This is a genomic window from Rhodococcus sp. NPDC076796, from assembly GCF_040702765.1.
Lineage (GTDB): Bacteria > Actinomycetota > Actinomycetes > Mycobacteriales > Mycobacteriaceae > Rhodococcoides.
In genome coordinates this window covers 878,088-889,392 of record NZ_JBFBMS010000002.1, presented here as the reverse complement: position 1 = coordinate 889,392, position 11,305 = coordinate 878,088, and the positions used below count along the sequence as shown (strand labels likewise).

Annotated in this window: 13 protein-coding genes; 7 read left to right on the top strand and 6 right to left on the bottom strand. The window is 65.2% G+C overall.

Annotated elements, in window-relative coordinates:
* Window positions 1-6: 6 nt before the first annotated feature.
* Window positions 7-711, bottom strand: a complete 705-nt coding sequence (locus AB0366_RS09480; protein ID WP_366243617.1) for a TMEM165/GDT1 family protein — start codon at window positions 709-711, stop codon at window positions 7-9.
* Between the two features lie 207 nt (window positions 712-918).
* The gene (locus tag AB0366_RS09475; protein WP_121871773.1) at window positions 919-1,446 is read right to left on the bottom strand and encodes a peptidase; all 528 of its coding nucleotides are present in this window, start codon (window positions 1,444-1,446) and stop codon (window positions 919-921) included.
* 158 nt (window positions 1,447-1,604) lie between these two features.
* Between AB0366_RS09475 and AB0366_RS09470 the strand changes: the two genes are divergently transcribed.
* Window positions 1,605-2,552, top strand: a complete 948-nt coding sequence (locus AB0366_RS09470) for an ABC transporter substrate-binding protein (protein WP_366243616.1) — start codon at window positions 1,605-1,607, stop codon at window positions 2,550-2,552.
* 1 nt (window position 2,553) lies between these two features.
* The gene (locus tag AB0366_RS09465) at window positions 2,554-3,474 is read left to right on the top strand and encodes a sucrase ferredoxin (protein ID WP_366243614.1); all 921 of its coding nucleotides are present in this window, start codon (window positions 2,554-2,556) and stop codon (window positions 3,472-3,474) included.
* Window positions 3,475-3,553: 79 nt separating this feature from the next.
* On the opposite strand, the gene AB0366_RS09460 is transcribed toward AB0366_RS09465, so the two are convergent.
* Window positions 3,554-4,177, bottom strand: coding sequence for a superoxide dismutase (locus AB0366_RS09460; protein ID WP_094614729.1), 624 nt, complete (start codon window positions 4,175-4,177; stop codon window positions 3,554-3,556).
* 338 nt (window positions 4,178-4,515) lie between these two features.
* On the opposite strand from AB0366_RS09460, the gene AB0366_RS09455 reads away from it, so the two are divergent.
* The gene (locus AB0366_RS09455; protein WP_121871776.1) at window positions 4,516-5,577 is read left to right on the top strand and encodes an acyltransferase; all 1,062 of its coding nucleotides are present in this window, start codon (window positions 4,516-4,518) and stop codon (window positions 5,575-5,577) included.
* 93 nt (window positions 5,578-5,670) lie between these two features.
* Here the strand turns inward: AB0366_RS09455 and AB0366_RS09450 are convergent, their stop codons facing one another.
* Window positions 5,671-6,597, bottom strand: a complete 927-nt coding sequence (locus tag AB0366_RS09450; protein ID WP_366243855.1) for an LLM class F420-dependent oxidoreductase — start codon at window positions 6,595-6,597, stop codon at window positions 5,671-5,673.
* Between the two features lie 334 nt (window positions 6,598-6,931).
* Between AB0366_RS09450 and AB0366_RS09445 the strand changes: the two genes are divergently transcribed.
* Genes AB0366_RS09445 through AB0366_RS09430 form a run of 4 tightly spaced genes read left to right on the top strand, consistent with a single transcriptional unit; the run spans window position 6,932 to window position 9,973 of the window.
* A complete protein-coding gene (locus AB0366_RS09445) occupies window positions 6,932-7,234 on the top strand; it encodes a rhodanese-like domain-containing protein (protein ID WP_366243853.1) in 303 nt (100 codons plus the stop codon).
* Window positions 7,235-8,281, top strand: a complete 1,047-nt coding sequence (locus tag AB0366_RS09440; protein ID WP_366243613.1) for a DUF4328 domain-containing protein — start codon at window positions 7,235-7,237, stop codon at window positions 8,279-8,281.
* On the top strand, window positions 8,278-9,051 hold the full coding sequence (locus tag AB0366_RS09435; RefSeq protein ID WP_121871780.1) for a glycerophosphodiester phosphodiesterase: 774 nt from the start codon (window positions 8,278-8,280) through the stop codon (window positions 9,049-9,051). Before AB0366_RS09440 ends, AB0366_RS09435 begins: the two co-directional genes overlap by 4 nt.
* A gap of 10 nt (window positions 9,052-9,061) precedes the next feature.
* The gene (locus AB0366_RS09430) at window positions 9,062-9,973 is read left to right on the top strand and encodes a DUF5926 family protein (protein ID WP_366243612.1); all 912 of its coding nucleotides are present in this window, start codon (window positions 9,062-9,064) and stop codon (window positions 9,971-9,973) included.
* A gap of 102 nt (window positions 9,974-10,075) precedes the next feature.
* Here AB0366_RS09430 and AB0366_RS09425 read toward each other — a convergent pair whose 3' ends face one another.
* Both AB0366_RS09425 and AB0366_RS09420 read right to left on the bottom strand, forming a co-directional pair.
* On the bottom strand, window positions 10,076-10,630 hold the full coding sequence (locus AB0366_RS09425; protein ID WP_121871782.1) for a ferritin: 555 nt from the start codon (window positions 10,628-10,630) through the stop codon (window positions 10,076-10,078).
* A gap of 112 nt (window positions 10,631-10,742) precedes the next feature.
* Entirely contained in the window at window positions 10,743-11,303 is a 561-nt protein-coding gene (locus AB0366_RS09420; protein ID WP_366243611.1) for a ferritin, read from the bottom strand.
* Window positions 11,304-11,305 lie beyond the last annotated feature (2 nt).

Below are 11,305 nucleotides of genomic sequence, written 5' to 3'. Positions count from 1 at the left end.
CCAAGGTCAGGCGCGTTCGGTGGTGGTCTGCTTCTCCGATTCCCGCGCTGCCCTGGAGCGGGAGCGCCGAACGAACACGGCGACGACCACGGCGGAGATCACGACGACCGCCCCGGCAGCGATGTACGGGGCAGCGGTGCCGGGCATCAGGCCCTCGAAGAACAGGACGGCACCGAAGACGAAGAACAGAATGGCCGCGCCGTACTGGATCATGCGCTCCGGCAGGTGCTTTCCGAGTACCGCGCCGACCACGATGGCGAGTGCATCGGCTGCGACCATGCCGATCGTCGAGCCGATCCACACACCCACCCAGTCGTTGTCGGCGGCGAGAGTGACGGTGGCCAGCATCGTCTTGTCACCGAGCTCGGCAAGGAAGAACGCCGACGCGATCGCAAGGAACGCGGATTTGGTGACCCGGGAGGCTTTCGCGCCTTCGTCGTCGGACAGGGAGTCGCCGCGCAGCGTCCAGAGTCCGAAGATGACGAACGCGATGCCGCCGACGATGGAGATCAGCTCGGTGGGGATCGACACCCCGAGGAAGTGGCCGACGGCGACCGAGACCAGGTGCACGATGGTGGTGGCAACGGTGATGCCGCCGATGACGACGTACCACTTGTAACGCAGGGCGAACGTCATGGCCATGAGCTGGGACTTGTCACCCAGCTCGGCGACGAAAATGACAGCGAAACTCAACAGTAATGCGGACAGCACAGCGGACTCCTCGGTCGTCGAACGGACCGAAGGTCTCGCCCACCGAATCTCTCCGGTTCACCGTGCCGGGCAGCAGAAGCGGCCAGTATGTCGACACGATGATTGGGGGCTACTCCCCTTCGCTGCACACGACTGTAGGGGCCTCGACACGAAATGTCCAATGCGCCAATAAGTTTGGGTTCCCGAAAAATCGTGTGTGGACAGCGGTCAGGATGCGAGGAGCATCGCCAAAACTGCGGTATCGGGATCGCTGATGGGATCGAGACCCACCCGACTGACCATCGAGGTCACCGTGCCGTCGGACTCGGCCTCGACCCAGGCCGCCCGATGGTCGAGCCCGAGGTGCGGAAGGCCGGGGAGCAGAACGCATCCGGACGCCGCACCCGCACACTCCGGGAGCGACGGCGTCGTCTCCGACGGCGGATGCAGCATCAGCAATGCGGCCGGTTGATGCGCGGCGAACCGTCCGGGAGCCAACGCGAAATCGCCTATCACCGGCCCCTCGGCGACGACCAACCCGACCGTCCCAGGCGCGGGGTCGTCGGGCAATTCCTCACGCACCCCGAACACCGTCGACGTCGCCAACAGGCCCGGCATCGAGGCCACCCGCACGGCGAGGGCCAGAAATTGCGCCCATTCCTTGGTGGTGTCCGGCCAACGGCCGGAGATCACGAATCCGCGCAGCAGACCGGCGGCATGAAACGGTGAAACACCGATGAGATCTCGCTCGTCCATCTCGATCGTTCCTCCCAGACAGGTACAGGGCTCGAAGCCGGGTACACGACGTTGGGTAGGAAGAGGATGACGCGAAAACGGCTGGCACACAAGATGGGGAGAGTGCCAGCCGAAACGTAGCCGCCCCGCGGTGGATCGCCGCCGGATACTCTTCTTCGATGAAATTCGGAGAAAGAGGTGGGCGGCTCGGCGTCGCGGTCGCGTCCTGCATCGTGGCTTTCGCGGTGACCGCGTGCAGCGCGGACGCGTCGAGCACGCAGGAGAACCCAGGTGACGTCCGCACCGTGCAACATGCCTTCGGTGAGACGAGCATTCCGGTGGATCCGCAGCGTGTCGCCGTGCTCGACGGAGATCGCACGCTGGAAGCGGTCGTGGCTCTGGGAGTGCAGCCGGTCGCGGCAGTGAAGCCGCCGCTGACCGGTGACTATGCGCCCGTCGTGCGTGCCCGACTCGCCGACGAACCGGTGGACATCGGATCCGCCGACTCCGATATCGACATCGAGGCGCTGACGGCGGCCGAACCGGACCTGATCGTGATGCGAACGGAGGGTGAGGACAGTCGCGAGTTGTTCGATCGCGTCGCCCCGATCGCACCGACCGTCGTCGTGGACTACACGCCTGCGTCGTGGCAGAGAACCCTCGAACAGGTGGCGGATGTTTTCGACCAGCGCGACGAGGCCGAGAACCTACTGGCGGACTATCGGCGCACGGTGGACCAATCGCAAGCTCGGGCACCGCGGGAGGGCAGCACCTTGACGATCGCCAGGGTGCGAGCCGACTCCCTTCGGTACATGACGCAGGACGGCTCGTTTCCCTACTCGGTGCTCGCCGATCTGGGCTACCGGGCCCCTGCGCAGCAAGACCGCGGATCGGACGAGGTGCAGACCGTCGACGTCAGTCCCGAGCTGATCGACGTGCTCGACGCCGACGACATCGTTCTGCTGACCGACGCGGGTACGGAGGACGCCGTGGCGCAACTGCGGCAGAACCCGCTCTTCACCGGCCTCGATGCCCGGGTGACCGAACTGCCGTCCAAGGACTACCTCTTCGGCAACGTACTCACCGCACAGGCGTTGGTGGAGACCGCCTCCGAACTCGGTGGGTGAGGTGACGACATCCGAACGCTGGGGCGGCTGCGCTGCGGTTGCCCGAGAGCGAGACGAATCGTTGCGCGGAACGGCAGCACGGGCCGACGGCTGGGTGCTGATCGAACATCGAGGCCCCTGGGGCCCGGAACCGTGGGGCCCGGACGGGCCGCTGGGTCGAATCGGCGTCGAACTTGCACGTCGCTGTGCGGCGGCCTCGGTACGTCCCCAGCTGGTACGTGACACTCGGCGGCGACGGGATTCGACCGACGTGCGGCGCGTCTTCCTCGTTCATTCGGGCCGTTCGGGCCCGTGGGCGGAGCAGTACACGGTCGACGCGGTCGACCGGGTGCTCGATCTGCCGCTGGAAGCCGCTGCGACCGATACCCCGCCCGGCCTGGGGATATCTGTCGACCATCCGCTGTACCTGGTGTGCACGCACGGGAAGAAGGATCCGTGCTGCGCGGTGTTCGGTAGGCCCGTCGCGGCTGCCCTGAATCGACCGGAGGGGCGGGTATGGGAATCGACGCACCTCGGCGGCGACCGGTTCGCAGCCGGAATGGTGGCACTGCCGGAGGGCAGCTACTACGGCAACCTCACACCCGCGAATGCCCAGGCAGTGGTGGACCGCCACGACCGCGGACAGCTGTCACTGCAGAACTACCGCGGCCGGTGCACGGACGACACCGCAGGTCAGATCGCCGAACACGCCGTGCGCACCGAATACGACATGACCGGAATCAACGACGTACGTCCGAGTGCGGCCACATCCTCGGACGGCGGCGCGGACGTCGTCGTCGCAACGACAACGGGCTCTGTGCACGTGCACGTGACTCCGAGTCCCGAGGCCCCGCGCAGAACGACCTGCCGCTCCGAGGCCTTCGCGACGCCCGACCACGGAATCACCTCGATTCGGCCGATCCCAGCAGCCGACCTGGCCTGAATTCGAAACGAGACAGGGCCACCGCATTCGTTGCGGTGGCCCTGTCTGCGATTGCTCGACTTGTCGGCAATCTCTTCGGTTACGGGAAGATCAGACCCGGGGTCTTCGACGTTGCGGCCTCGAAACGAGCCTGGACGTCGGCCCAGTTGACGACGTTCCAGAACGCCTTCACGTAATCGGCCTTGACGTTCTTGTACTGCAGGTAGAAGGCGTGCTCCCACATATCGACCTGGAGCAGCGGGATGATGCCCAGCGGCACGTTGGCCTGCTGATCGTAGAGCTGGAAGGTGAGCAGCTTCTTGCCCAGCGAGTCGTAGCCCAGAACTGCCCAGCCGGAGCCCTGCAGGCCGTTGGCGGCAGCGGTGAACTGTGCGCGGAACTTGTCGAACGAACCGAACTGGTCGTCGATCGCAGCAGCGAGCTCACCCTCGGGCTTGTCGCCACCGTTGGGCGAGAGGTTCTTCCACCAGATGGAGTGGTTGACGTGGCCACCGAGGTGGAACGCGAGGTTCTTCTCCAGCAGGAAAATGGCTGCATGATCTTCGTTGTCACGCGCTGCGGCGAGCTTTTCGACCGCGGTGTTCGCGCCTGCGACATAGGTGGCGTGGTGCTTGGAATGGTGAAGCTCGTTGATCTCGCCCGAGATGTGCGGCTCGAGGGCGGAGTAATCGAAATCAAGGTCGGGCAAGGTGTACTCGGACACGTGGTTCCCTTCTCTAACGACGCCGTACCCATCATGTGATGCGGGCACGTTCGTCCTACTGCGGATCTTTCGTAGGGTTCAACCCAATCTCATTCCTACCCCCAGTGCAACAGTTGTAACCGAGATGCTTTTCTCGGAATAAATTCGTGTGAACGAGACAGTCGAATTGTTCGGCTGTGAATCCGCTCCGAATATCACGAAACAGTTGCGGAGTGGCTGCGGATTGGTCCAATACATGAACGGAACCTAAACTCGCGGGTGTGAATGGGGACCGACCGAGCCAGAACACGGTCGACGAGTCCGCCGCCACCCAGCCCGTCGATGCGCCCCGAGTCCAGATGGACGGTGCCGACCTCCTCCGCGTCATCGCCGTCCTCGCGGTGTTGTACTCCCACATCTCGTTCTATCTGCTCGACGACATCGGCGGCGGCTGGTGGATGATCGACGTCGTCAACACCGTTCTCGTCGACGGTGCCGGCCTCACCCTGCACCTGTCGTTCGTCGGCGTCAGCATCTTCATGCTGCTCACCGGCCTGCTGATCACCCGATCCGCGATGCGGCAATCGCGTCGGGACTTCATGGTCGCACGCCTCGCCCGTCTCGTCCCGGCCCTCTGGTTCGCCGTCGCGATGGCCGTCATCCTCGTCAAGCTCGGACTCAACGGGATGTTCAGCGGCCAACCCGGCATCACCAACGGCGAGGCGTTTCTCAGCTTCTTCCTCGGCGGCTTCTTCCTCCGCCCCGAAGTCGCCGTACTCGGTGTCACCTGGACCCTCGTCGTGCAGATCGCGTTCTACCTCTACTGCGTCTCGATGCGCGGAACGCTGCGCACCAGGCCCATCGTCGTACCGCTGGTCGGAGCCGCACTGTGCGCGCTGGTGATCGTCTACAACCTCTACCTACCGCAGCCCTACACGGTTCCGTTTCTGACCAAGGTCGCAGGAGTGCTCCCCACCCTGTTCCTCGGACAGATCGCCTACCTCGCATGGGCACGACTCGTCACCTGGCGATGGGTCGTCGTCGGCGTCATCGCGCAGATCGAAGTGATTCGACTCGCCATCGAAGTCCACACCTTCTGGATGGATGGCACCTACCTCTGGACCCTGCTGGTCGTCACCGCCACCGTCCTGATCCTCGCCCGATACGACGGACCCATCACCCGCTGGCCCATCGTCCGATGGATCGGCACCCGCAGCTACGCGATCTACCTGATCCACACCCTCGTGCTCTACCGCATCTACGCAACCGTCGAACCGCACCTGGGCCCCAGCGCCGCCGTCCTGGCATTCCTGGCCGGAACCGCCGCACTCGCCGAAATCACGTACCGATGGATCGAACTACCCGCCGCACGACACATCAGCGCGCACTACGCACGCCTACGCGCCCGATCCGCCGCCTGACCGAGGCCCCTGGGTACTCAATGTGACGTTCAGTGGACTTTTGGGCACTCAATGTCACGTTGAGTGGACTTTGGGCGGCGCGATTCGGTGGGGTTACAGCTGCGGGAGAACCTCGGATGCGACGAGTTCTAGGTGATCGAGATCGGTGAGGTCCATGGTCTGCAGGTACACGCGTGTCGCGCCGATTGCTCCGAAGCTGCCGATTTTGTCGACGAGTTCGGCGGGGCTTCCTGCGGCACCGTTCTCGCGTAGTTCGGATACCTCGCGGCCGATGGCGGCGGCGCGTCGTGCAATTTCTTCTTCGGTGCGGCCGCAGCAGAGGACGAGGGCGTTGGAGTAGACGAGGGAGTCGGGGTCGCGATCGGCGGCTGTGCAGGCTGCGCGGACTCGACCGAACTGGGTCTCGGTGTCGGCCAGGGAGGCGAAGGGGATGTTGAATTCGTCGGCGTACTTCGCGGCGAGTGCCGGGGTGCGCTTCTTGCCTCCGCCGCCGATGACGATCGGCGGGTGGGGTGTCTGCACCGGCTTGGGGAGCGCAGGGGAGTCGGTGACGGGGTAGTGCGTGCCTGCGTGCGAGAAGGTCTCGCCGACGGGTGTGTTCCACAGTCCGGTGACGACGGCCAGTTGTTCCTCGAGTCGGTCGAAGCGTTCGCCGAGCGGCGGGAACGGAATGCCGTAGGCCTTGTGCTCGTCTTCGAACCAGCCGGCTCCGAGGCCGAGGTCCACGCGACCACCGCTCATGGCGTCGACCTGGGCGACGCTGATGGCGAGCGGCCCCGGGTAGCGGAAGGTCGCTGAGGTGACGAGGGTGCCGAGTCGAATGGTCGAGGTTTCGCGGGCGAGCCCGGCCAGGGTGATCCACGCGTCGGTGGGGCCGGGGCCGCCGTCGCCGCTCATCGCGAGGTAGTGGTCGGATCGGAAGAACGCGCCGTAGCCGAATTTCTCGGCGGCTTTCGCGACGCGGAGCAGTTCGTCGTACGTGGCACCCTGTTGCGGCTCGGTGAAGACGCGTAGCTCGATGGAAGTCATGTTCGTCAGCCTAAACAGCGGATTCACGGGACCGCTGACGGCGGCTGTGTCAAATCACCATCGATCCACAGCCCGAGTTGGTATTCGGTACACCGCGAGACCGACCCGAAGCTTTGACCTGTGGATAGAAACCGGCACAGGCCCCGATTCTGTGGATCGATCTGTGGATACTGTGGATAACTTCTGTGACTGCAGTGACGTAGGTCATAGCGAGGCGACGCTTCGGTCGCGAGGACACGGGTGGCAGGCCCGCGCGGACGCGTGACAAGATCGAGGTGTGTCTCATCCCGAGCAGTCGCCTGCCGTCACCGTCGATCGTCTCCCGGTGCCGTTCCCGACGGCGGCCATCCTGCTCGACGTACGCGAGGACGACGAGTGGCAGGCCGGACACGCACCCGACGCCGTTCACATCCCGATGGGCGACATTCCGTCCCGCGCCGGTGAGATCGACAACCAATCCGAGGTGTACGTCGTCTGCAAAGCGGGTGGTCGCTCGGCTCGCGTCGTCGAATACCTCAATCGCGTGGGCTACGACGCGATCAACGTCGACGGTGGGATGCTCGCCTGGCAGGCCGCTGGTCGACCGATCCAGCGCGACGACGACGCCCACGAAGCGAGAATCATCTAGATGTCGGCACCGCAGGGACGCGCTCAGGCGTTCCAGGTCTGTGCCCGCTGCAGCACCCGCTGGGCTGTCGGCGCACGGCCGGGCACCTGGTGCCCCCGCTGCCACGGCGTGCTGCTCTCGCCGGTGTCGACCAGAGCGCCCGCGCAGGGCACCCGAAACTTCCGATGGGTGGCCCGCCCGGCGACCTCGTCGAGGAAAGCCGAGCGTCGCAGCCGATCGGCATCCCCGACTCCGACGCCGCACTACACCTCGACGCCCACCTGGGGGTTGCGCGACATCCCGCGCGATCCGGAGGCCGATCGCCGCGTCGGTCGCGTCGAGCGGTATGCCGCCAATGCTCAGAACCTGGTCCTCGTCACCGCGATGTTGCTGGGCCTCGCCGCGTTCGCCGAAGTGTTCCGTTACGGCATCCTGCTGCACAACCGCGTGCGACTGATTTCGCCGATCACCCTGGCCGTGTCCGACGCACTGGTGTATTTCGCCCAGGTCGGTGCACTCCTCATCGGTCTGGCGGCTCTGGTCACGTCGTCCTGCTGGCTGATCGACCAGCGCAGACGTACCTTCGCTGCCGCCGGCTCCACCGATCCGCGATCGGTGCGCACGATGTTGCTGTTGTCGACGCTGCCGCTGGTCCGCATCGTGATGCCAGGGGTCTACCTCACCGAGGTCGTCCGTCTCCGCGGCGGTGCCGATGCCGACGTGCACCGCGAACTGAGACTGGTACGCATCTGGTGGGCCGTCTGGGCAGCGAGCAATGCGCTGGTCGTCGTCCAATTGCTGTGGAACCTGCGCGATTCCCTCCAGGCCCGCGCCGACGGAGTTCTGTTGTCTGCATTCGTGGCACTGGTGGCCACGGTCTCGGCCGTGCTGACCCTGGCCGTGATGCGCCGACTCGAAGGCCGCACGCTGCGCGGCTCCGCCATGTCGCGACCGACCCGCTGGGTGATCGCCACCGGCACCGAACAGAAGCCGAAGCAGCAGCCCGAACAGAAGCAGCCCGAACAGAATGAACCCGAGCACGAACCCGAGGCGGTGACGGCGTCGTGAGTCCCGATCGGCGTGGGCCACTGGTCGTCGCGCATCGAGGTGCGTCCGCGGCCAAGAAGGAACACACTCTCGCCGCCTACGACCTCGCACTGCGCGAAGGAGCGGACGGCGTCGAATGCGACGTGCGGCTCACCAAGGACGGGCACATCGTGTGCGTGCACGATCGCCGCGTCGATCGAACCTCGAACGGCACCGGCATCGTCAGCGAGATGGACTTCGCCGATCTCGCCCGACTGAACTACGGCGACGCCGACGAACCCGCCGAACTTCTGACGCTGCACGACCTCATCTCGCTCGTCCTGGACTGGACCAGCAAGCCGGTCAAACTCTTCATCGAAACCAAGCACCCCGTGCGGTACGGCTCGCTGATCGAGAGCAAGGTCCTCGCCGAGCTGCACACGTTCGGCATCGGTGCGCCCGCGTCGGCCGACCACTCGCGCGCGGTCATCATGTCGTTCGCACCGTCGGCCGTCTGGCGCGTCCGGCGGTCGGCTCCGATGCTTCCGACGGTGCTCCTCGGCGACAGCTCGCACTATCTCGGTGGGGGAGCGGCGACGACCGTCGGGGCCACCGCCGTCGGCCCGTCGATACGAGCGCTGCGTGAGCACCCGGCCATCATCGACCGCGCAGCAGCGTCCGGCCGGGCCAGCTACGTGTGGACCGTCGACGAGAAAGAGGACGTGGACCTGTGCCGCGAGCTCGGCGTCGGGTGGATCGCCACCAATCACCCCGGCCGAACGCGAGCCTGGCTCGAATCGAAGAACGTGTAGGTTTTCGGGCGTGGGTAAGAGCAAAAGAAACAGTGGACCGAAGCAGGACAGCAACCGAGCAGCGAAGCTGGCGCAGCGAGAAGCAGAACGCGCGAGCATCGAATCGGCGTCGACTCGCCCGTTCGAAGGCCTTGCTGCCGAATGCGACCTCGTAGCACTGCGTGAGTTCGTCCCGTCGGCAACGGCAACCGCGCCGATCACCGTCGACGGTCGCACGATCACGCTGGCAACGGTGCTGCCCGGTGCCGTCGCGGCCTTGGTGCGCGAAGACGCGGATACCGTCGAAGGATTCGTCGGCCTTCAGGTGCAGAACCAGTCGAAAGACGTTGCAGCAGATATCAGTAGCGCGCTCGGATGGGCGTCCACCGCATCCGCGGGCGAGTCTCTCGAAGCCGCGAACATCACCGACAGCACCCCCGCGTTGACCGATGTGCTCGACGCGTCCACGCTGCTCGAGATCACCGTCCACCAGGACTTCAACTGGTGGATCCCCGAAAATGCCACTCCCGCAGCCGATGTGACTGCCACCGTGGAGCGCGCGAACCAGGCGATCATGCCCTCGGCGCGGATCGAGGCCGACGGCGTCGTCGCGGCCTGGTGGGTGGATGCAGGCGACAAGGCGCACATCCGGTGGGTTCGTCCGGAGAGCGAGGACGACGTGATGCTCGCCCTCGCGCGTCTGCACGCTGCGGGTGATCTCAACTTGGGTGAGGGCTCGCGCTACGCCGGTTCGTTCCGCACGCACGGGCTGCTGGTGCCGGTGTTCGATCTCGATCCCGAGATGCACCCCACCGAATGGGCCGCGCCCACAAAGGAATTCGGCGAGAAGCTCGGCGAGGCTCTGGCTGTCGATGCTCCGCTCACGGCGGCGCAGTTGCGCTCGCGCGACGGCCTACGCGGACGTCAGGTCACTCTGCGCTAGAACGCGAGCGAAGGTGGCCGCCGAACAAGGACTGCTTGTTCGGGCGGCCACCCGTATGAGCGCGAGGGTTCGCGCGTTACTCGTGCTGCGTTGCGGTGTCGATCAGAGCGATCCGCCGGCGACGGTGGGTGCGCCCGAGTCGGCGGTCACGCTGGTGTTCATCTCGCGGGCGACGAACTGCTCGAGATCGAACAGGTTGTGGCCCGCGCGATCGGCGATGTTGAGCAGCGTCTTCATGCTGGCAACTTCCTCGACCTGCTCCTTGAGGAACCACTGCATGAACTGCTCGCCGAGGTAGTCGCCCTCTTCGCGTGCGGTGCTCGCCAGCGCGATGATCTGCTCGGTGACGGTCTCCTCCTGCGCCAGCGCCAGGGCGATGGCCTCACGCGGATCGGTGAAGACGGACTTCGACGCGTCGACGCCGGTCAGCTCGACCGTGATGTCGCGATCGAGGAAGTACTGCACGATCATCATCGCGTGGTTGCGCTCTTCGACGGACTGCGCGTAGAAGTGCTTCGCCAACTGCGGCAGGTCGACATTCGCGAAGTAGACCGCGGTGGCGATGTACTGCTGCGAGGCGTTGAACTCGTTGCGAATCTGGTCGCGGAGAAGTGCGTGGAACTTGGTGTGGCTGGTTTCCTTGATGTCTGCGCTCATGCACAGGACAATATGCCTGGTCAGAGGGCATTGTCATCCAAGTCGAGCCTTATTGAGGCGAACGTGGCCTAATACAGTCGATCCTAAATGTCTGCCCTGAGCAGGGCGCAAACTACGCCCTTCCGGCTTCTTTCGGGGCATTGGTGGCGCGGATCACCGTGGAGCCGATCTCGCGAGCGACGTACTGCTCGATGTCGAACAGGTTGGATCCGGCCCGGCGAACGATGTTGAGCAGACTCTGCATCGCCGCCACCTCCTCGACCTGCTCGGTGAGGAACCAGTGGGTGAACTGCTCGCCGATGTAGTCGCCCTCGGCCCGGGCAGCGCGCGCCAACGCGGTGATCTGCTCGGTCACCGTCGACTCTTGAGCCAGCGCCAATTCCACCGGTTCGACGACCGACTGGAATGCCGTCACCACGTCGTCGATGCCCGACGCGTCGACCTCGAGCCGATTGTCGATGAGAAAACGGATCATCATCATGGCGTGCCGACGTTCCTCGGCGGACTGAGCGTAGAAACGCGTGGCCAGCTGCGGCAGATCGTTGCGGTCGAACCACACCGCGATGGCGACGTACTGCTGCGATGCGGTGAACTCGTGCCGCACCTGAGCGCGTAGAAGATCGTGGAACGACGTGCCGGGTGTGGCGGCGGGCGGGGCAGACGGCGATGTCATGG

Bases quoted from the DNA above. Each gene is read 5' to 3' on its own strand.
- AB0366_RS09475 (WP_121871773.1), bottom strand. From the start codon at position 1,446: ATGGACGAGCGAGATCTCATCGGTGTTTCACCGTTTCATGCCGCCGGT.
- AB0366_RS09470 (WP_366243616.1), top strand. From the start codon at position 1,605: ATGAAATTCGGAGAAAGAGGTGGGCGGCTCGGCGTCGCGGTCGCGTCC.
- AB0366_RS09455 (WP_121871776.1), top strand. From the start codon at position 4,516: ATGGACGGTGCCGACCTCCTCCGCGTCATCGCCGTCCTCGCGGTGTTG.
- AB0366_RS09440 (WP_366243613.1), top strand. From the start codon at position 7,235: ATGTCGGCACCGCAGGGACGCGCTCAGGCGTTCCAGGTCTGTGCCCGC.
- AB0366_RS09425 (WP_121871782.1), bottom strand. From the start codon at position 10,630: ATGAGCGCAGACATCAAGGAAACCAGCCACACCAAGTTCCACGCACTT.
- AB0366_RS09420 (WP_366243611.1), bottom strand. From the start codon at position 11,303: ATGACATCGCCGTCTGCCCCGCCCGCCGCCACACCCGGCACGTCGTTC.